Here is a 20,268-nt window from a genome sequence, read left to right as displayed (position 1 = left end):
GACCGGCCTGTCGACAACGACCCCGCCCGGCGGGAGAGGAAGGAAGACGGACATGAGAGTAGAGGAGGTCCTCCTCCGGATCCGTCGGCTGCGCCGCGCCGACGCGCCCGCGGACCCGGAGCTGGCACCCGGCCTGGTCCACCTGGACGACGCCGCGGTCACCACCGTCGCGTCCGCCGGCAGACTGCTCGCCGACGTGCCCGCCGAGAAACTGGCCAGCCCGAACTTCCCGCTCCGGCCGCTGCGGGTCGCCGTCACGGGCACGTTCACCCCGGGCACTGTCGAGCCGCTGCTGCGGGTGGCGTTGCTGCGCATCGGCATCGCCGCCGAGATCCACGTCTCCGGCTTCGACCAGGTGGTCCTCGACCTCAGCGACCCCGGCTCCGCGCTCGCCGAGTTCCGGCCGGACGTCACGCTCTGCCTGCTGCACGACGGCTGGTTCCTGCCCGCCGAGTGGGATCCCGGCGACCTGGACGGCCTGGCCGACGCGCTGGGCCAGCGGGCGGCCGTCCTGGAGGCCGCCGTTCGCGGGTACGCGTCCCGCAGCGACGGCGCGTTGCTGCTGCACACGGTGCCGCTCTCCCCGCTGGAGCACCGCAGCCTGGTCAGCTTCCGGGGCAGGGCGGCGTTGGGACGGGTCTGGCGGGAGCTGAACTGTCGACTGCTGGAGCTGGGCGAGCGGGACACGATGTACACCCTCGACCTGGAGACGTTGCTGGTGGACCACGACGGCCCGGTACGCGACGAGCGCCTGTACCGGTTCGCCAGCATGGCCTGGACGCCCACAGTGGAACGCCGCTACGCCCACGAGGCCGCCGCCTTCTGCCGGGCCGTCCTGGGCCGTACGGCGAAGGTGCTCGCGCTGGACCTGGACAACACGCTCTGGGCGGGAGTGCTCGGCGACGACGGGCTGGCCGGCATCATGCTGGGCACCGACTACCCCGGCAACTGCCACCGGGACGTGCAGCGACGTGCCCTGGCACTGCGTCGGCAGGGCGTACTGCTGGCGGTGTGCAGCAAGAACGACCCCGACCTGGTGACCGAGGCGTTCGCGCAGCACCCGGATCTGCTGCTGCGGGCCGACGACTTCGTCGCGCAGGCGGTCAACTGGGGGCGTAAGGACGACAACCTGCGTCAGCTCGCCAGCACCCTCAACCTCGGCCTGGACGCCGTGGTGTTCGCCGACGACAGCCAGTTCGAGTGCGAGCTGGTACGCCACGAGTTGCCCGCCGTGCGGGTGGTGGAACTGGCCGGCGACCCGGCCGGCTTCTCCAACAGGCTGCTCGCCGAGGGGCACTTCACAGTGCTGGCCACCGGTGCCACCGACCGCGAGCGCACCGAGTTGTACCGGGCCCGCAGCGGCCGGGAACGCTTCGCCGCCACCTTCGACTCGGCGGCGGACTACCTGCACGAGTTGAAACTGCGGGTCACCGTCCGCCCGGTGGACGACCTCAGCCTGCCCCGGGTCGCGCAGCTCGGGTTGCGCACCAACCAGTTCACCATGACCGAACGGGCGCACACCGAGGCGCAGACCCGACAACGCGCCGCCTCACCCGACCACCTGGTCCTCACCGTCGAGGTCACCGACCGGTTCGGCGCCGAGGGGCTGGTCGGTGGGGTGTGGCTCGACCGGCGCGACCCGGCCGCCTGGGTGATCGAGAACTTCGTGCTCAGTTGCCGGGTCTTCTCCCGCGGCGTCGAACAGGCCGCGCTGCACCGGGTGGCGGAGTTGGCCGGCGCGACCGGCGCCACCCGGTTGGAGGCGCTGTTCCGACCCACCACGCGCAACAAGCCCGGCGGGTCGGTCTGGCCCGCCACCGGGTTCACCGTGGCGTCCGAACAGGACGGCACCATCCGGCACGTGCTGCCACTGCACCCACCGCCCCGGCTGTTGCCGGCGTGGATCGCCCTGGAGGAGGGAGACGTCCGTGCCTGATCTGTTCACCACCGTCGCGGACCTCATCGAACAGGTCGCCGACGTACCGGCCGAGCAACTCTCGCCCGACGTCCGGTTCGCGACGCTGACCAACTGGACCAGCCTGGAGGCGCTGGGGCTGCTCGCCGCGCTGGAGGACGAGCTCGGTGTCCGGCTGGACCTGCGGGCGTACCTGGCGGTGACCGCCGTCGGCGAACTGGTCGACCTGGTCGCCGGCGAGTTGGACGGGGCAGCGCGGTGACCGCCACCCGCACCGAGGCGCCGCCGACCACGCCGACCCGGCTCGCCGACGTCGACCTTGACCTGCTGCTGCTGATCCGGCACTTCGAGCTGGCGCTGCTGGACATGTTCGGTCGCGGCGAACTGCACGGCACCACACACACCTGCCTCGGCCAGGAGTACGTGCCGGTCGCGCTGCGTCCGCTGCTCACCGACGGCGACTTCGTGTTCAGCAACCACCGGGGCCACGGCCACTACCTGGCCCGGTTCGACGATCCACACGGGCTACTCGCCGAGGTGATGGGACGCGAGGGCGCGGTCTGCCACGGGGTCGGCGGCAGCCAGCACATCCTGCGCGACCGTTACCTGTCGACAGGGGTGCAGGGCGAGAGCGCGCCGGTGGCCGCCGGGGTGGCGCTGCACCTCAAGCGCGCCGAGCCGGGACGGCTGGCGCTGGTCTACCTCGGCGACGGCACCTGGGGCGAGGGCGCTGTCTACGAGGCGTTGAACATGGCGGCGCTGTGGGGGCTGCCGCTGCTGCTGGTGGTGGAGAACAACGGCATCGCCCAGTCCACGCCGACGACCGCGCAGCTCGCCGGGAGCATCGGCGGGCGGGCCCGGGCGTTCGGGGTGGACCACCTCCGGGTCACCTCCACCGACACCGCAGTGGTCCGGTCCGCGCTGGGGCCGGTGCTGCACCGGGTCCGGGAACGCTCCACGCCGTACGTGGTGGAGCTGCTCACCCACCGCGTGGGACCGCACAGCAAGGGCGACGACAACCGCCGCCCCGACGAGCTGGCGTACGCGAAGGCGCACGACTGGTACGCCCGCTACGCCGAGGCGTACCCGGAGCAGTTCACCGCGCACGACGAGCGGCAACACGCGTACGTGGCGCAGGTGGTCCGGGAGGTCACCGGCCGGCCGGCGAGTCGCTGGGCGGAGGCGGATCGTGGCTGAGCGGGTGGTGGAGAACCTCAACCAGGCGTTGCACGCGTTGCTGGCCGACGATCCCGGGTTGACGGTGCTCGGGGAGGACGTGGTCGACCCGTACGGCGGGGCGTTCAAGGTGACCCGCGGGCTGTCGACGCGCTGGCCGGACCGGGTGCGGTCCACCCCGTTGAGCGAGGGAGGCATCGTCGGCGTGGCCGGTGGCCTGGCGCTGGCGGGGCAGAGCGCGATCGTCGAGATCATGTTCAGTGACTTCGTGGCGTTGGCGTTCGACCAGATCCTCAACTTCGCCAGCAAGTCCACAGCCATGTACGGGCGGCGGGTGCCGATCCGACTGGTGGTGCGCTGCCCCACCGGCGGCAACCGGGGGTACGGGCCGACGCACAGCCAGAGCCCACAGAAACACTTCGTCGGCATCCCCGGCCTGAGCCTGCACGAGGTGTCGCCGTTCCACGACAACCGGACGGTCCTCGCCGGCATGCTGGCCACCGGGCGGCCGGGGCTGCTCTTCGAGGACAAGGTCCTCTACACCAACCGGATGTACGCCGACGGCGTGGTGGACGAGCTGTTCCGCTACGACCTGATCGGCCCGGACTCCGACGTGGCCCGGGTCTGGGTGGACGACCCGGGGCAGGCCGACTGCGTGCTGGTCGTACCCGGCGGGTTGGCCGCGCGGGCCGTGTCGGTGGCCCGGGAGCTGCTGCTGCGCGACGACATCGTCTGCCAGGTGCTGGTGCCGTCACGGCTCTGGCCGGTGGACGCGGACACCCTGCTGCCGCCGATCGCCCGGGCCGGCCGGGTGGTGGTGGCCGAGGAGAGCACCGCCGGCGGCACCTGGGGCGCGGAGCTGGCGCACGTGGTGCACCAACGGCTCTGGGGCGCGCTGCGGGCACCGGTGCGGCTGGTGCACTCCGCGGACAGCGTCATCCCGACCGCCGCGCATCTCGAACGCACGGTGCTGGTGCAGGACGCCGACATCCACCGGGCCGTGAAGGAGGTGGTCAGCGGTGACTGACCTGGTCGTTCCCAAGCTCAACAACAACGACACGACGTACGTGTTGATCGACTGGCTGGCAGCGGACGGCGAGCAGGTGCGCGCCGGTGAGCCGATCGCCGAGGTGGAGACCTCCAAGGCGGCCGAGGAGCTGCTCAGCGACCACACCGGCGTGCTGCACCGGGTCACCGAGGTCAATCAGGAGTGCGCTCCCGGTGATGTCATCGGCCACGTCTTCGACAGCGAAGCGGCCCGGCAGCGTTTCCTCGCCTCGGCGGTCGCCCCGGGCGGACCGGCGCCCGACGCGCACCCGGGCGGGCCGGTGCTCACCGACTCGGCCCGCGAGTTGGCCGCCGCACACGGTCTCGGTGACGACGAGCTGCGCGGGCTCGGCAAGGCGGTGGTGCGGCGTACCGATGTGGAACGCCTGCTGGCCGACCGGTCGGCGGCGCCCGCGGCGGCGACCGAGCCGGTGGTGGTGGCCGCGGCCGCCGCGCTCGCGGCCGGCGACGGCCCGGAGCCGGAGGACCCCCGCCCGGTGCACGCGCTCTCCCGGGCCCAACGGGCGGTGGCCGCGGTGGTCACCGAGTCGCACCGGGAGGTGCCGGCGGCGCTCGCCGTCATCAAGGTACGCGTCGACGCCGCCCTCACTGTGGCCCGGCAGCTCACCCGCACCACCCGCACCCTGGTCGGCCTGCCGGAACTGTTGGTCAAGGCGATCGGTGGGCTGCGCGAGGAGCACCCGTTGCTGTTCGCCGCACCGGGCGACGGCAGCAGCGTACGGCTCGCCGAGGCGGCACACGTCGGCGTCACCATCGACGTCGGCACCGGGCTGTTCATACCGGTCGTCCGGGACGTGGAGGAGCTGACCTGCGCGGAGATCGCCGAGACGCTGATGGATTTCCGCTCCCGGGCGGGTGGGACCGGTTTCCGCGCCGGCGAGCTGGCCGGCGGCACCATCGTCGTGTCCCTGCACACCGACCCGGACGTGGTGCTCGCCGGGCCGATCGTCTTTCCGGGCCAGACCTGCGTGGTGGCGATCGGCGGCACGCAGGACGAGCTGGCGCTGGACGCGGCCGGCCAGGTCGTCACCCGCCGGTTCGTGAACCTCAGCGCCGTCTACGACCACCGAGTGGTCAACGGGCGGGAGGCGGTGGCGTTCCTCCAGGCGGTGAAGGCGGCGCTGGAGGCGCCGGCCCAACTGGCCGAGGAACTGCCCTGAACACGGAAAACGGGAGACACCTGGTCTCCCGCCACTTCTAATTTATACCGCACTGGGGGGCTTGCGGCAAGACCCCGTTTATGACGCAGAATCGTCGGCCGAGGCCACATTCTGCCGAAATGGAAGTCATGAATTGGATTCCTTGCCTACCTCCGTGTTCGAATTTCCCGATCACCTCGCCCCCAAGGCCGACCCGGCGCTCATCGCTCAGGATGAGCGGCACTTCGCGGCCATGGCGCAGGGCCTCGCGCAGCTGAGCGCCGAGCTGTCCGACCGTCTGGACACCGCTCGCCGGGCACCCGGCGGCAAGGGCCGGCAGGCCGTCGACCGGGACGAGGAGGTCCGCCGGCTGACCGCCCGCCTGCGCTCGCTGAGCCGCTACGGGCTGGACCTGTGCCTCGGCCACGTGGTCGAGGCGGACAACCCGGAGCCGGTGTACGTCGGGCGTCGCGGTCTGACCGACAGCACGGGCCGACGGCTGCTGCTCGACTGGCGCTCACCCGCCGCCGAGCCGTTCTTCGGCGCGACCCACGCCAACCCGATGGGCCTGGCGAGCCGCCGCCGGTACCGCTGGACCCGCGGCCGGATCAGCGACTACTGGGACGAGGTGTTCACCGCCGACGGGTTCGTGGGGCACGCCGTCGCGCTCGACGACCAGTCCGCGTTCATCGCCAGTCTGGGCAGCGCCCGGTCGGCCCGGATGCGCGACGTGCTCAGCACGATCCAGGCGGACCAGGACGCCATCATCCGGGCCGGGTCGGCCGGCGCCCTCGTGGTCGACGGCGGTCCGGGCACCGGTAAGACCGTCGTCGCCCTGCACCGCACCGCGTACCTGCTCTACTCCGACCCGCGCCTCGGGCAGCGCCGGGGTGGGGTGCTCTTCGTGGGGCCGCACCAGCCCTACCTGGCCTACGTCGCCGACGTCCTGCCCAGCCTCGGAGAGGAGGACGTGCAGACCTGCACTCTGCGCGACCTCGTCGGAGAGGGGGCCACGGCAACCGCCGACGCCGACCCGGACGTGGCCCGGCTGAAGTCCTCGGCCGAGCTGGTCCGGGCGATCGACGCGGCCGTCCGGTTCTACGAGGACCCGCCGACCGCCCCGATGACGGTCCCGGTCGGCGACTCCGACGTCCGCATCAGCGCCGACGACTGGGCCGACGCGTTCCAGACGCCGGGTCCGGGCACCCCGCACAACGAGGCGCGCGAGGAGATCTGGGAGGAGTTGCTGACCATCCTCATCGACCGGTACGACGGCGAGGAGCCGGACGCCGTGCTCCGCGACTCGCTGCTGCGTAACCGGGAGCTGCGGGCGACGGTCAACAGTGCCTGGCCGTTGCTCGACGCGGCCGATCTCGTGGGTGACCTGTGGTCGGTGCCCGCGTACCTGCGCAGATGCGCGCCGTGGCTCAGCGCCGAGGAGGTCCGCAAGCTGCAACGCGACGAGCCCCGGGCCTGGACCGTGTCCGACCTGCCGCTGCTCGACGCGGCACGGCAGCGGCTCGGCGACGCGGAGAGGGCGGGGCGCACGCGGCGGCGTGACCCGGCCGCCGCTGCCGAACGCGAGCACATGGACCGGGTCGTCGACGAGCTACTCGCGGCCGACACCTACGACGACGGCGAGGGTCTGCTGGCGATGCTGCGCCAACCCGACCTGCGCGACGTCCTGGTCGACGAGTCCGCGCTGCCGGACGCCGACCCGGACCTGCTGGCCGGCCCGTTCGCGCACATCGTCGTGGACGAGGCGCAGGAGCTGACCGACGCCCAGTGGCAGATGCTGCTGACACGCTGCCCGTCGCGCAGCTTCACCATCGTGGGAGACCGCGCCCAGGCCCGGCACGGGTTCACCGAGTCGTGGCAGGAACGCCTCAAGCGGGTCGGGCTCGACCGGGTCACAGTGGCCTCGTTGAGCATCAACTACCGGACGCCGGCGGAGGTCATGGCGGAGGCCGAACCGGTCATCCGGGCCGTGCTCCCCGACGCCAACGTGCCGACCTCCATCCGCGGCAACGGACTTCCCGTCGTCCACGGATCGGTCGCCGACCTGGGATCGATCCTCGACACCTGGCTCGCCGCGCACGCCGACGGGATCGCCTGCGTCATCGGCGACCCGACGTTCCCGCCCACGGCCCGGGTCCGGTCACTGAGCCCGGAACAGGCCAAGGGGCTGGAGTTCGACCTGGTCGTCCTCGTCGACCCGGACACGTTCGGCACCGGCATCTCCGGGGCGGTCGACCGCTACGTCGCGATGACCCGGGCCACCCAGCAACTCGTCCTCCTGACCAGCGACTGAGGGCGTGCCGAGCCGGCCGGATCACTGTGGCGTGCCGCCGGATCAACCGGTAGCGTCACGCTCTTCGGCAGCCGCGCGCCCGCCGGAGTCCGCGAAGGCGCATCTCCATGACGCAACCCACGCCCTCACGGCGTCGACTCGACGCCGCCCTGGCCCATCTCGCCACCACCTTCCGGGGCATGGTCGCCCACCCCGACGACGGCAACTGCGAGTGCCACTGGGGCAGCGCCGAGGAACTCGCCCTGCTCAAGACCCCGGACGTCGAGCTGGACCCGGATCTGTTGCGCCGCACCTACTGGGCCGGCGACTGGGACTTTCCCGCGGCCATGCTGCGCCGGATCCTGCCCCAACTCGCCACGGCGTTGGTCAACGGCGAGGTGGAGCGTCTGAGCAGCATGGACTATGCGGGGCGGTCGTTCGCGCTCGGTCGCTGGCAGGAGTGGCCCGCCGAGCAGTCGTCGGCGATCGGTGAGTTCCTGGACGCCTGGTGGGTCGTCACGCTCACCGACCCGGACGCCGACGTGCCGGCGCACGCGGTGCTGGCCATGCTCGTGGAGGCATCCGGCGCGCTCGACCGCTGGCTCGGCGCCTGGGTGACGGAGAACAGTCAGGTGGCGAACCAACGGCTCGCCGAGGCTTTCGGAGAGTGGAATTTCGACCTGCTCCACGACGAACTGCCGTGGAGCACCTGGACGTTGGCGGACGACGACAAGGAGATTCTCCGCACGGAGCTCACCGCCTGGCTGCTCCAGCACGCCCCGGCCCGGCTGCGGACGGTCGACACCGACCCGGAACTACCGCACCGGATCAGGCTGCTCGGCATCCCGGACCCGGCCCGCTGGGACGACCCGCACTGGCCGACCTACACCCTCTGACCGGGCCACACTGACCGCTCAGCCCAGCCGGGCGGTCTCGACGGCCAGGTGTTCGCGGACGCTGCGGGGGCGCATGTCGGTCCAGGTCCGTGCCACGAAGTCCAGGCACTCCTGGCGGCTGCCGGCACACCCGGCGTCCCGCCAGCCGTCCGGGACCTCCTTGTGGCGGGGCCAGAGGGCGTACTGCTCCTCGTCGTTGACCAGAACGCGCTGCTCGTCAGCCATCACGGTTTCCTTCCTCGTGTCGGGCCAGGTGCAGCTCGCGGGCGAGACTCTCCGGGGACAACGCCCGGATCTCCGCGAGCAGGTCGGCCAGGTCGCCGTCCGTGGGTGGGACAACCGACGGGGGTACGTCGGCGGTCGGTCGGGCCAGCGCGGCGACGGTACGGGCCAGCGTGGCGGGGGTGGGTGATTCGAAGATCGCGGCGGGTGGCAGGTCGACGCCGAGCGCGTCGCGCAGCCGGGCCACCACCCGGGTGCCGAGCAGCGAGTGCCCGCCCAGCTCGAAGAAGTCGTCGTGCGGGCCGATCTCGTCCACCCCGAGCAGGTCCATCCAGATCCGCCGCACCACCTCGTACGGCTCGTCGGCCGGCGCCGGTGGCGAGGTTGCCGGGGACGTCGGGGTGGGCTCCGGCGCGACGTCACCGGGGTCGAGCGGGCCCGACCGCTGCGGCTGGAACCGCTCGACCCAGTGCCGTTGACGGGCGAACGGGTACGTGGGCACCGGCACCCGCCGCCGTCCGTCGGCCCGGCCGTCGGGCCAGCGCACCGGCACCCCGGCCAGCCAGAGCCGGCCGACCGCCAGGGCGACGGTGGCGTCCTCGCCCTCGGGTGTGCGGTCGGCGGGCAGGGTGGTCGACACCGGCACGCCGCGCGCCGCCTCGTGTTGGCGGGCCAGGGTGGCCAGCGTGCGGCCGGGGCCGACCTCCAGCAGCGCGAACCGCTGGCGCAGCAGCAGGTCGACGCCGGCGGTGAAGTTGACCGGTCGGCGCAGCTGCCGCACCCAGTAGCCGGGGTCGGTGGCGTCGTCGTCGGCGAGCCAGCCGCCCGTCACGTTCGACACCACCGGCACTGTGGGCGGGCGCAGCGGCACCTCGCGCAGGTGCGCGGCGAACCCGGCGAGGGCCGGTTCCATCATGGCCGAGTGGAAGGCGTGCGAGGTGCGTACCTCCCGGCAGGCCACCCCCTGCTCGCGCAGTTCGACGGCGAGCGCGGCGACGGCGGCGGTCGGGCCGGACACCGTGGTGAGCCGGGGCGCGTTGGCGGCGGCCACCTCGACCCCGCCGGGCAGCAGAGGCGCGACCTCGTCGGCGGGGAGATGCACCGAGAGCATCGACCCGGGCTGCTGGGCCTGCATGAGCCGGCCGCGTACGGCGACTGTGGCGAGCGCGTCCGGGAGGGTGAAGACGCCGGCCCGGCACGCGGCCACGTACTCGCCGAGGCTGTGACCGGCGAGGGCCGCCGGGCGTACGCCGTGGTGGTGCAGCAGCTCGGCGAGGGCGTACTCGACGGCGAAGAGGGCCGGCTGGGTGAGCCGGGTCTCGTCCAGCTCCGGCGCGGCGGGGACCGGGTCACCGGGTGGGCAGAGCAGCGTGCGCAGGTCCACGTCGAGGTGCGGGCGGAGCAGGTCCGCGCAGTCGTCGAAGGCGGCCCGGTAGACGGGTTCGGTGCGGTACAGGGTGCGGCCCATTCCGGCGTACTGCGCGCCCTGCCCGGGAAAGAGCAGCGCCACTCCCGCGGGTGCGCCGGAGGCGACGCCGACGCGGACCAGCGCCGAATCTCGATCGGCGAGCTGTGCGGCGGCGACAGTCGCGGTGGCGGCGACGGTGACCAGCCGGTGCCCGAGCTCCGGCCGGGACCCGCGCACTGTGAACGCGACGTCGGCCAGCGGGAGATCGGGGTGCTCGGCCAGGTGGGCCGCGAGCTGGGCGCGAGCCCGGTCGAGCGCGTCGGCGTCCCGGGCGGAGAGCACCAGCAGCTGGGGGGCGTCGCTGTCGGCGGGTGGACCGGGCTGGGCGGGCTCGGCGGCCTGGAGGACCACGTGGGCGTTGGTGCCGCCGATACCGAACGAGCTGACAGCGGCGCGGGGCGGCGTGTCGAGGTCGGGCCAGGGCAGCGCGGCGGTGGGCACCCGGAACGGGCCGCCGGTCAGCTCGGGATGCGGCTCGGTGCAGTACGGGCTGGGCGGCACGACACTGTGGTGCAGTGCCAGCGCCGCCTTGATCAGGCCGGTCACCCCGGCCGCGACGTCGAGGTGCCCGAGGATCGACTTGACCGAGCCGAGCGCGCACCGGCCGTCGGCGGCGCCCCGGAACGCCTCGGTGAGGGCCCGCAGCTCGATCTGGTCGCCCAGCTCGGTGCCGGTGCCGTGCGCCTCGACGTACCCGATGCTCGCCGGGTCGACCTCGGCCATCTCCTGGGCGGCCCGGATCACCGCGACCTGACCGTCCACACCGGGCGCCGTGAAACCCACCTTCACCCGGCCGTCGTTGTTTATCGCCGAGCCACGGATCACCGCGTACACGGTGTCGCCGTCACGGCGGGCGTCCGCCAGCCGACGCAGCACGACCACTGCCACGCCGTCGCCGCCGACGGTGCCGCTGGCCCGCACGTCGAACGGGCGGCAGTGCCCGTCACGCGACATGATGCCGCCGACCTCGTGGCGGTAGCCGGTGCCGGCCGGCAACAGCAGGTGCACGCCACCGGCGAGCGCGACGTCGCACTCGCGGGCCAGCAACGCCTGCGCGGCGAGGTGCACCGCTACCAACGAGGACGAGCAGGCCGTCTGCACCGCCACGGCGGGACCGCGCAGGTCCAGGTGGTACGCCACCCGGGTGGGCAGTGAGTCCTTGTCGTTGGCGAGCATCAGCTCGTACTCGCTGACCGAGTCGAGGCGCGGGTTGCGGAACAGGTGGTGCAGCAGGTAGCCGCTGGCCGCCGCGGCGGCGTACACCCCGACCAGCCGGCCCGGGTCGCCGGTGAGGTGACCGGAGCGCTCCAGCGCGGCCCAGGCGCACTCCAGGAAGAGCCGTTGCTGCGGGTCGAGCAGCCGGGCGTCGCGGGGCGAGTAGCCGAAGAAGGCGGCGTCGAACCGGTCGACGTCCGGCACCGCGCCGTGCGCCGGTACGTGGTCGGGGTGTCGCCGCTCGCCCTCGGTCACCCCGGCGGCGGCCAGTTCCGCGTCGGTGAAGCGGGTGATGGTCTCCGTACCGGCGAGGACCCGCCGCCACAGCTCGTCGACGTCGGCGGCGCCGGGGAACCGGCCGCCCATCCCGACGATGGCGATCTCCAGTCCGGTCTCCTGATCGGTCATTGTCGTCCCTCCCCTGCCGCCACCGGACGGGCACGTCGGGCCCGCTCGGCGAGGGCCTGCTTGCGTTCGTCGCGACGGCGACCGGCGTTCGGATCCGCAGGTGGCGAAACCACCGACGGCCCGCCGGCGAGAAACCGGGCCAGCAGCGCGATGGTCGGGTACCGGAACAGCTCGACGGCGGGCACCGGGCGTCCCAGCCGTTCGGTGAGCCGGACCTGCGCCCGGGCCAGCAGCAGTGAGGTGCCGCCCAGGTCGAAGAAGTTGTCGTGCACGCCCACGTCGGCGAGCCCGAGCACGTCGCGCCACACCTCGGCGACGGCCCGCTCGATGTCCCCGTTCGGGGCCACGTACGCGGCGCCGAGGTCGGCGCGGGTCACGGCGGGGGCGGGCAGCCGGGACGGGTCGAGTTTGCCGCTGGCGTTGACCGGCAGGTCGTCGACCACCACGAAGGCCGCCGGCACCAGGTATCGGGGCAGCTGCCGGAGCAGGTCCTGGCGCAGCTCGTCCACCGACAGGTCGTCACCGACGAGGTAGCCGACCAGGCGGCGCCCGCCGGGCGAATCGGTGCGGACCACGGCGGCGGCGCGGCGTACACCGGCGCACTGCCGCAGCCGGGCCTCCACCTCACCCAACTCGATCCGGTACCCATTGATCTTCACCTGGTTGTCGGCCCGGCCCAGGAAGACCAGTTGCCCGTCGGCGCGCCAGCGGACCAGGTCGCCGGTGGCGTACATCCGCGCCCCGCGCGTCGGGGCGTACGGGTCGGGCACGAAGCGCCGCGCGGTGAGGGCCGGGTCGCCGTGGTAGCCACGGGCCACGCCGACGCCGCCGAGGTGCAGTTCACCGGGCACGCCGGGGGGCACCGGCCGCAGTTCGGCGTCGAGCACGTAGGCGCGTACCCCGGTCAGTGGCCGGCCGATGGGCAGTTCGGTGCCGTCCGGGGCGCAGTGCGCGGCGGTGGCGGTCACAGTGGCCTCGGTCGGGCCGTACCCGTTGATCAGGAGCCGGCCGCGCGACCAGGCGGCGGCGACGTCCGGCGCGCAGGGTTCGCCGCCGACGGTGAGCACCCGCAGGTCCGGCGCCCCGGCCGGGTCCAGGGCGTCGAGCACCACAGGGGGCAGATCGGCGACGGTGACGCCGTGCCGGACGAGCGCGGCGGCCAGGTCGGGGCCGGGGGTGCGCTCGTCCGGGCCGAGCAGCCGTAGCGTCGCGCCCACTGTGAACGCCGTGACCAGGTCGGACAGTGACACGTCGAAGCTGATCGAGTGGAACTGGAGGACCCGGTCGTCGGGGCGGACGCCGACCAGTCGGGTCTGCGCCTCGGCGAGGTTGCCCAGCCCGCGATGGGTGCCGACGACGCCCTTGGGCAGCCCGGTCGAGCCGGACGTGTAGATCAGGTAGGCGGCGGCGTCCGGATGGACGGTCGCCGGCAGCGGGCCGACGGCGGGCGGCAGTGGCTCGTCGAGTCGCAGCAGCGGCACGTCGCTGGCGGGCAGCGCCAGCCGCGCGTCGGCTCCGGTGAGCACCAGGGCGGCGTCGGAGTCGGTGAGCAGGTAGGCCAGCCGGGCCGCCGGCAACTGCGGATCCAGGGGCAGGTAGACAGCGCCGGCCCGGAGCACGGCGAGCAGCGCGACCACCCAGTCCGGGCCGGCGGGCAGGCAGACCCCGACGGCGGTCTCGGCCCGCACCCCCCGGGCCACCAGGGCGTGGGCCAGCCGGTCCGCCCGCACGTCCAGCTCCCGGTAGGTCAGCGTCTGCTCGTGGTACGCCACGGCGATCGCGTCGGGGCGGGCGACGGCCTGTCGGGTCACCAGCTCGGGAAGGGTCGGCTGCGGTGCCGACGCGGTGGCGGTGGCGGCCCAGCGGTCGATCAGCTCCCGACCGGTGTCCGGGCGCAGCAGCGGCAGCCCGGCCACCGGGGTGTCCGGGGCGGCGAGGGCGGCGGTGAGCAGCGTGGCGAGCTGGTCGGCGAGCCCGCGGGCGGTGGCCTCGTCGAAGAGCCGGGTCCGGTACTCGATCCGCCCGTCGATCCGACCCTCGTACGGGATGACGGTCAGCGTCAGGTCGAACATGGAGGTACCGGTGTGCGTCTCGCCGCTGGCCAGCACCGTGACCCCGGGCAGTGTCAGGCGCTGCTCCCAGCCGTCCTCTACGGCGAACATCACCTGGGCGAGCGGGTGGCGGCCGGGGTCGCGGACCGGTCGGATCTCCTGCACCAGCGCGTCGAAGGGCACCGGGTCGGTCAGCGCGGTCAGCGCCGTGTCGCGCAACTGGTCCAGCATCGCGGCGAAGGTCACCTCCCCGTCGACCCGGCTGCGCAGCACCAGCGTGTTGACGAAGAAGCCGACAGCCGTCTCGCTGTCGAGGGTCTGCCGGTTCGCCACCGGAGTGGCGAGCAGCAGGTCCGGCTGTTGGCTGTGCCGGTGCAGCAGCGCCGCCCAGGCCGCCGCGAAGATCATGTACGGGGTGGCGCCGGTGCGTCGCCCCGCCTCGGCGACCCGGTCGGCCAGCTCGGGCGGCCAGGAGAACTCGATCTCGTGACCGGCGTCCTCCAGCTGCGCCGGTCGGGGCCGGTCGGTGGGCAGGTCCAGTCCCGACGGCGCGCCCGCGAGGGCGTCGCGCCACCAGCTCAACCGCCGGGCCAGCTCGTCCGGGGCGAGCAGCCGCTCCTGGGCCAGGGCGGCCGGCACGTCGCGCGGCACCGGCGGTAGCTGCGCGACCCGTCCGTCCCGCGCCGCCGCGTACGCCGCCGACAACTCCTCGAACAGCAGGCCCATGCTCCAGCCGTCGCAGACCACGTGGTGCAGGGAGAGCAGCAGCGACCAGTCGGCCGGCCCGGTGCGGCACAGCGTGGCGCGCACCAGCGGGCCCCGGGCCAGGTCGAACGGGCGGACCGCCTCGGCGGCGGCGTACTCGTCGATCCGGTCGGCCGCGACGTCGCGCACCTCGATCGGCACGCCGCCGGGCGGCAGGATCAGTTGGTACGGCTCCCCGTCCAACGGCACGAACACCGTGCGCAGCGCCTCGTGCCGCGCCACCACCAGGTCCAGCGCGGCGCGCAGGGCCGCCACGTCCAGGTCACCACGCAGGTCCACCCGGTACGGGACGTGGTAGGCCGGGCTCTCCGGGTGCAGCTGGGCCAGCAGCAGCATCCACTCCTGGGCGGCGGTGAGCCTGTGGATCCCGTACCGGTCACCGTCGGCGCGCAGAGCGGCGAGGAAGGCCCGCCGTCGCTCGGGCGGCAGCGCGTCCACCCGCTCGCGCAGCCCGGTCGGCGTGAGGGCGGCGCTCATCTCGCGCTCCCGTGCTCGTACTGGTCGAGCAGGCCGGCGAGATCGGCGGGTGGAGCGGCGTCCGGCGGGAGCGCGTCGACCGGCCCGGTGGGCGGGACCGCCGCCTCGCGGAGCCCGGTGATCTCGTCCGCCGCGGCGGCCAGCGCCGCGACCGTCGGGTGGTCGAAGATCAGTCGCAACGGCACCTCCGCGCCGATCGCGGCGGACAGCCGGGACCGCACCCTTGTCGCCTTCAACGATCGGCCGCCGAGGTCGAAGAAGTCGTCGTCGCGTCGACGCACCGGCACACCGAGCACGTCCTGCCAGATCTCGGCCACCGTCCGCTCGGTCCCGGTGCGCGGGCCGGCGTCCTCGTCGTCGGCCGGGGCCACGTCGGGTGCGGGTGGCACGTCGGGCGCCGACGGGTTCTCCGGTACGGCCAGCGCGTCGGGTGCGGGCAACGCGTTGGTGTCCACCTTGCCGTTGCGGTTGAGCGGCAGCCGGGGCAGCGTCACGAACACGGCCGGCACCAGGTGATCGGGCAACAGCTCCCGGGCGCGTTCCCGGATCGCCTCGACGCGCACCCCGTCGGCGGGCACCACGTACGCGACGAGTCGAGCGTCACCCGCCCCGTCGCGGTCGGCGCGCACCATGGCGTCGCGCAGCAGCCTGCTGCCGCGGAGCACCTCGGTCACCTCGCCCGGCTCCACCCGGTACCCACGGATCTTGACCTGGTGGTCCAACCGTCCGACGAACTCGATCAACCCGTCGGCGCGTTGTCGGACCAGGTCGCCGGTGCGGTACAGCCGGCCCCCGCCGCGCGGCCCGAACGGGTCCGGCACGAACCGGTCGGCGGTGGTCTCCGGTCGGCCCAGATAGCCCCGGGCCACCCCGTCCCCGCCGATGAACAGCTCACCGAGCACGCCGGGCGGCACCGGCTGGAGGAACCGGTCCAGCACGTACACCCGGGTGTTGGCGACCGGGCCACCGATCGGCACCACCTGCTCGTCGGCGGTGAGCAGGGCGCAGTCGTACGTCGTGGTGTAGGTGGTGCCCTCGGTCGGGCCGTACCCGTTGACCACTGTCGTGGCCGGGCAGGCGGCCCGCAGCCGGCTGACCGCCACCCGGTCGGCCTGCTCCCCGCCGAAGGTCAGGTAGCGCAACCCGGCCAGGGCGTCCGGGGCCTCCGTCGCCAACTGTCGGGACACGGAGGTGGCGAGGAACATCATCGTCACACCGGTGTCGCGCAGGCGTTCGCGCAGCCGTTCCGGCACGATCACGTCGTTGATGTCCAGGTCGGCCAGGCAGGCGCCGTTGAGCAGCGCCCCCCACACCTCCAGGGTGGCGGCGTCGAAGGACATCGTGGCGGCCTGCCCCATCACGTCGTCGGGGCGTACGTCGACGAAGTTCGTGTCACGGACCAGCCGGACGATGTTGCGGTGGCTGACGCCGGTGCCCTTGGGCCGGCCGGTCGAGCCGGAGGTGTACATGACGTACGCGAGCTGGTCGGGGTGGATGGTCACCTCCGGCGGGTCCGCCGGGTCGTCGGCGGCCGGCAGCCGGTCCAGGACGATGCGCGGTGTCCCGTCGTCCGGCAGCCGGTCGGCCAGCGCGGCGGTGTGCAGGATCGCTCCCGGGACGGCGTCGCGGCACATCAGTGCCAGCCGTTGCGGCGGGTACCCGGGGTCCAGCGGCAGGTACGCGGCACCGACCTTGAGCGTCGCCAGGGCGGCGATCACCCAGCCGGCGGTGTCGGTGAGGCAGAGGCCGACCAGCGCCTCGGCGCCGATGCCCAGTCGCCGCAGGTGCCCCGCCAACTGGTTGGCCCGCCGGTCCACCTCCCGGTAGCTGAGCACCTCGTCGCCGTGGCGCAGCGCCGGGGCGTCCGGCGTCTCCCGGGCCCACTGGGCGAACAGGTCGGGCACCGACCGCTCCCGGGGGTAGGCGGTGTCGGTGGCGTTCCACTCGGCCACGACCTGCCGTTCCGTCGCCGGGTCGAGCAGCGGCAGGTCGGCCAGGCGCGCCTCGGGCCGCTCCCCGACGCCAGCGAGCAGGACGGTCAGCGTGGCCCCGATCAGCGCCGCGTTCGGGTGGGTGACGGTGACTGTCGGCGATCCGTCGTCGTCGACCAGCAGCCGTAGCAACCCCCGTGCCCCCGGCGGCGACGCCCCGAGGCCCACCGACACCACCGGTCGGTGCTCGGGGACCGTCGCCGGCAGCCCCGACTCGTGTGACCGCGCCTCGCGCAGCGCCGTCCGGACCAGGTCCCGCAACTCCGTCCAGGTGGGATTGTCGGGGACTCGCACTCGCACGGGCAGCCAGCGTCCCGGCGCGGTCGAGCCGATCGGCGTCTCGGCGAGCAGGTCACCGGCCCCGGTCCACCGGTGCAGCAACCCGAACACACCGGCCAGCGCGTCGACGAACGCCTCGGACGAACCACCCGGCAGCGCCACGCCCGCCGTGCCGCCGGACGCAGTCGGGTCGCCGGCCGCCGTCGTCTCGGGCACGGGCGGGAACGGCAGGTCCGGTGGCTCCGGAAGGGCGTCGAGTTGTCGCTGCCAGAAGGCGACGAGGACAGGCGCGGCGGTCTGTTCGGACATCGGATCTCAGCTCCGATCGGGCAGGCGAAACGCAGTGCCCGGAATTCTGCGGCGGACCCGTGCCGGTTGCTTGTACGGGCCGTGCGCGTGCTGTGGGGGCTGCCTGAGGGAATCCTGAGGGCGGCATTATGCCGATACCGCATAGCAGTCAGTAAGTACACCGACTCTTTTGGTTATGGCGATGATGCTCAATGAAGACAATGATCGTGCCGGGGGGAAGCCACGCCGGGCGTCGGCCACGGACGACCGGTTGTCTCTTCACTCACCTCAGCCTCCACGAGAAAACGGGAGTGGTGGATGTCCGGAGACAGACTCAACCATGCCTTGCGCCCGCCAACGCCCACCCGCGATCAACGCGGGGGCGAGGCATCGCCACCAGGTCAACCGCACCGAGGCGGTGATCCGGGGCGTGCGCTGCGCCGCCTCGCCGACGCCGGCGACCGCACGGCCGCGCACCTGTGGCTGACCATCCAGCCGGATCTGCTCACCTCCACACCCGACCCGGCCGACGCTCTGCTGGCCGACATCTGGCGCGTCGCGCTGCAACACCACCTCGACGGTGAACCGCAGTTGGCCGCCGCCCGGCTGGCGATGATCCCGATCGACGCGGCCGGCCCGCACGCCGTACAGGTGCATTGCCACGCCGCCGTGCACCACCTGATCGAGGGCGACATCGAGCGGGCCACCACCGACGCCGAGGAGGCCGCCCAGGCCGCGCACGGGTGCGACTCCCCCGCCGCCCATGGGGCGTACGCCCGACTGGCCATGCTGCTGGACGCGGCGACCGGCGACGCGTCGGCGGCACGGCGGCGCGCGCAGCCGGCGGAGGGGCTGCGCCACGCCGACGTCGGCCTGTTCCGGCTGATGATTCACCTGGACCTCGCCGGCTACCTGCTGCGGGTCGGTGACGCCTCCGACGCGTTGCGGCACGCCGAGGCGGCCGTCCGGCTGGCCGAGGTGACCGGCGACACCGGTTACGAGCCCTACGCGCTGGCCCTCACCGCGACGGCGAAGTGCCTGCTGGGTCGCCTGGAGGAGGCGCTCGCCGACAGCGCCGCCGACCAACGCCTACGGGAGCTGACCGGGATCGGCGCCGATGAGGCGTTCTCACTCACCACGCTCGGCATGGTGCACCGCCGCCGGCGTGAGCCGCGCCAGGCCCGCAAGGCGTTGGAGAGCGCCCTGGCCATCCTCGGCAACGGGCAGCACCGGCCGATGTCCCGCGCCCTGATCCTGGCCGAGTTGGCGCGGATCCGCGCCGCCGACGACCTGCGGGCCGCACGGGACCTGGCCGAACGAGCGGTCACCATGGCCCGCGAACCCGACCGGCCGTACGCGCTGCTGGCCCGAGGTTGGGTGGCGCTGCTGCGCGGCGACACCGACGCGGCCCACTTCGACGCCGCCGAAGCCCGCACCGGCGCCACCGTCGGGCGGCGCCGAGCGACCCTGATCGAGGCACTGCAACTCACAGTCCTGGCGGCGGAGGACCCCCGGGCCGCCGCGGGCCTGCTCGACGACGCCGCCGCGCTCTGCCGGGATCTCGGCGACCCGGCCCAGGAGGCCGCCGTCCGACTGATAGCGGCCCGACTCCAGGGCCGGCAGGCGCGGCGCGGCGCGGAGGGGGCCGAGCAGAAGCTGCGCCGCTGCGGGGTACGCCTCGACCCGGGCGTCGCCGACGGGCTCACCGCCATGACGCTGCGCGTACCGGCGGTGGTCATCCACACCCTCGGTGACTTTCGGGTGTTCCGGGCCGGTGCGGTGGTGCCGTACGGCGAGTGGCAGTCCAAGAAGGCACGGGACCTGTTGAAGATCCTCGTCGCGCATCGCGGCCGGGCGGTGCCACGGGCCCGGCTGATGGAGTTGCTCTGGCCGGACGAGTCGCCGTCGCGGACCGCGAACCGGCTGTCCGTGCTGCTGTCCACGCTGCGCCGCGTGCTCGGCACCGGACACCGCACCAGCGGGCGGGGCGCGGTGCTGGCCGACCGGGGCTCGGTGGCGATCGACCTCGACGTGATCGACGTGGACGTCGAGTCGTTCCTCACCGCCGCCGAGGAGGCGCAGGCCGCACAGCGCGCCGACCACCCGACCGGCACCGCGATGCTGATCCGCGCCGACGAGTTGTACGGCGGGGACTTCCTCGCCGACGACCCGTACGAGGACTGGGCGCAACCGCTGCGGGAGGAGGCACAGGTGGCGCACACCCGCGTGTTACGGGCCCTGGCGCAGCACACCTCGGACACCGACCAGAAGTTGGTCTACCTGATGCGGCTCGTGCACCGGGACCAGTACGACGAGGACGCCCACCTGGAGTTGGTGGAGGTGTTACGCGCCGCCGGCCGGCACGGCGAGGCGCAGCGGCGCTACCGTGCGTACGTCGAGCGGATGCGGGAGCTGGGCATCGACCCGGCGCGCGCCGACGACCCGGCCACCTCGGCCGGACCGCGTACCGACTCGTCGGCCGGCCCGGGGTCGCGGGTGGCCCGGTGGCGGGCGCCGGCCACGCTGTCCCGGCCCTGGACGACGGAGTTCGGGGACGCCGAGATCCCGACCCAGCGGGCACTGAGCTTCCAGAGTCTGAGCAAGCACCCGGTCTGACCCG

12 protein-coding genes are annotated in these 20,268 nt (G+C 73.5%); 8 read left to right on the top strand and 4 right to left on the bottom strand.

What is annotated here, in order from left to right:
* Window positions 1-52 precede the first annotated feature (52 nt).
* The 7 genes from OG598_RS07130 (at window position 53) to OG598_RS07100 (ending at window position 8,484) form a co-directional block, all read left to right on the top strand.
* Window positions 53-1,936 (top strand): HAD-IIIC family phosphatase, encoded by a 1,884-nt coding sequence (locus OG598_RS07130; protein ID WP_328653634.1) that lies wholly within the window; start codon window positions 53-55, stop codon window positions 1,934-1,936.
* Window positions 1,929-2,177, top strand: coding sequence for a phosphopantetheine-binding protein (locus OG598_RS07125; RefSeq protein ID WP_328653633.1), 249 nt, complete (start codon window positions 1,929-1,931; stop codon window positions 2,175-2,177). Before OG598_RS07130 ends, OG598_RS07125 begins: the two co-directional genes overlap by 8 nt.
* Complete coding sequence (locus OG598_RS07120) at window positions 2,174-3,112, top strand: thiamine pyrophosphate-dependent dehydrogenase E1 component subunit alpha (RefSeq protein WP_328653632.1); 939 nt, start codon at window positions 2,174-2,176, stop codon at window positions 3,110-3,112. Before OG598_RS07125 ends, OG598_RS07120 begins: the two co-directional genes overlap by 4 nt.
* Window positions 3,105-4,118: an alpha-ketoacid dehydrogenase subunit beta gene (locus OG598_RS07115; RefSeq protein WP_328653631.1), complete on the top strand. Its 1,014-nt coding sequence runs from the start codon at window positions 3,105-3,107 to the stop codon at window positions 4,116-4,118. The genes OG598_RS07120 and OG598_RS07115 overlap by 8 nt, the downstream gene beginning before the upstream one ends.
* On the top strand, window positions 4,111-5,319 hold the full coding sequence (locus tag OG598_RS07110; RefSeq protein WP_328653630.1) for a 2-oxo acid dehydrogenase subunit E2: 1,209 nt from the start codon (window positions 4,111-4,113) through the stop codon (window positions 5,317-5,319). The genes OG598_RS07115 and OG598_RS07110 overlap by 8 nt, the downstream gene beginning before the upstream one ends.
* Window positions 5,320-5,473: 154 nt before the next feature.
* On the top strand, window positions 5,474-7,609 hold the full coding sequence (gene helR, locus OG598_RS07105) for an RNA polymerase recycling motor ATPase HelR (protein ID WP_328653629.1): 2,136 nt from the start codon (window positions 5,474-5,476) through the stop codon (window positions 7,607-7,609).
* Window positions 7,610-7,716: 107 nt separating this feature from the next.
* Complete coding sequence (locus tag OG598_RS07100) at window positions 7,717-8,484, top strand: hypothetical protein (RefSeq protein WP_328653628.1); 768 nt, start codon at window positions 7,717-7,719, stop codon at window positions 8,482-8,484.
* A gap of 18 nt (window positions 8,485-8,502) precedes the next feature.
* On the opposite strand, the gene OG598_RS07095 is transcribed toward OG598_RS07100, so the two are convergent.
* The 4 genes from OG598_RS07095 to OG598_RS07080 are packed head-to-tail and all read right to left on the bottom strand — an operon-like array spanning window position 8,503 to window position 17,669.
* Window positions 8,503-8,709 carry an MbtH family protein gene (locus OG598_RS07095; RefSeq protein WP_328653627.1) on the bottom strand — a complete coding sequence of 69 codons (207 nt, stop codon included), beginning with the start codon at window positions 8,707-8,709 and terminating at the stop codon, window positions 8,503-8,505.
* On the bottom strand, window positions 8,702-11,797 hold the full coding sequence (locus tag OG598_RS07090; protein ID WP_328653626.1) for a type I polyketide synthase: 3,096 nt from the start codon (window positions 11,795-11,797) through the stop codon (window positions 8,702-8,704). The genes OG598_RS07095 and OG598_RS07090 overlap by 8 nt, the downstream gene beginning before the upstream one ends.
* Window positions 11,794-15,090: an amino acid adenylation domain-containing protein gene (locus OG598_RS07085; protein WP_328653625.1), complete on the bottom strand. Its 3,297-nt coding sequence runs from the start codon at window positions 15,088-15,090 to the stop codon at window positions 11,794-11,796. The genes OG598_RS07090 and OG598_RS07085 overlap by 4 nt, the downstream gene beginning before the upstream one ends.
* On the bottom strand, window positions 15,087-17,669 hold the full coding sequence (locus OG598_RS07080) for a non-ribosomal peptide synthetase (RefSeq protein ID WP_328653624.1): 2,583 nt from the start codon (window positions 17,667-17,669) through the stop codon (window positions 15,087-15,089). The genes OG598_RS07085 and OG598_RS07080 overlap by 4 nt, the downstream gene beginning before the upstream one ends.
* Window positions 17,670-17,966: 297 nt before the next feature.
* Between OG598_RS07080 and OG598_RS07075 the strand changes: the two genes are divergently transcribed.
* Window positions 17,967-20,264 carry a BTAD domain-containing putative transcriptional regulator gene (locus tag OG598_RS07075; protein ID WP_328653623.1) on the top strand — a complete coding sequence of 766 codons (2,298 nt, stop codon included), beginning with the start codon at window positions 17,967-17,969 and terminating at the stop codon, window positions 20,262-20,264.
* Window positions 20,265-20,268 lie beyond the last annotated feature (4 nt).

Source organism: Micromonospora sp. NBC_00330 (assembly GCF_036136635.1).
Taxonomy (GTDB): Bacteria; Actinomycetota; Actinomycetes; order Mycobacteriales; family Micromonosporaceae; genus Micromonospora; species Micromonospora salmantinae.
The sequence above is the reverse complement of the archived record's forward strand: the minus strand, read 5'-3'. Positions and strand labels throughout refer to the sequence as shown.

Coding starts and splice junctions, on each gene's coding strand:
- OG598_RS07130 (WP_328653634.1), top strand. CDS start 53: ATGAGAGTAGAGGAGGTCCTCCTCCGGATCCGTCGGCTGCGCCGCGCC.
- OG598_RS07100 (WP_328653628.1), top strand. CDS start 7,717: ATGACGCAACCCACGCCCTCACGGCGTCGACTCGACGCCGCCCTGGCC.
- OG598_RS07095 (WP_328653627.1), bottom strand. CDS start 8,709: ATGGCTGACGAGCAGCGCGTTCTGGTCAACGACGAGGAGCAGTACGCC.
- OG598_RS07090 (WP_328653626.1), bottom strand. CDS start 11,797: ATGACCGATCAGGAGACCGGACTGGAGATCGCCATCGTCGGGATGGGC.
- OG598_RS07085 (WP_328653625.1), bottom strand. CDS start 15,090: ATGAGCGCCGCCCTCACGCCGACCGGGCTGCGCGAGCGGGTGGACGCG.
- OG598_RS07080 (WP_328653624.1), bottom strand. CDS start 17,669: ATGTCCGAACAGACCGCCGCGCCTGTCCTCGTCGCCTTCTGGCAGCGA.
- OG598_RS07075 (WP_328653623.1), top strand. CDS start 17,967: ATGTCCGGAGACAGACTCAACCATGCCTTGCGCCCGCCAACGCCCACC.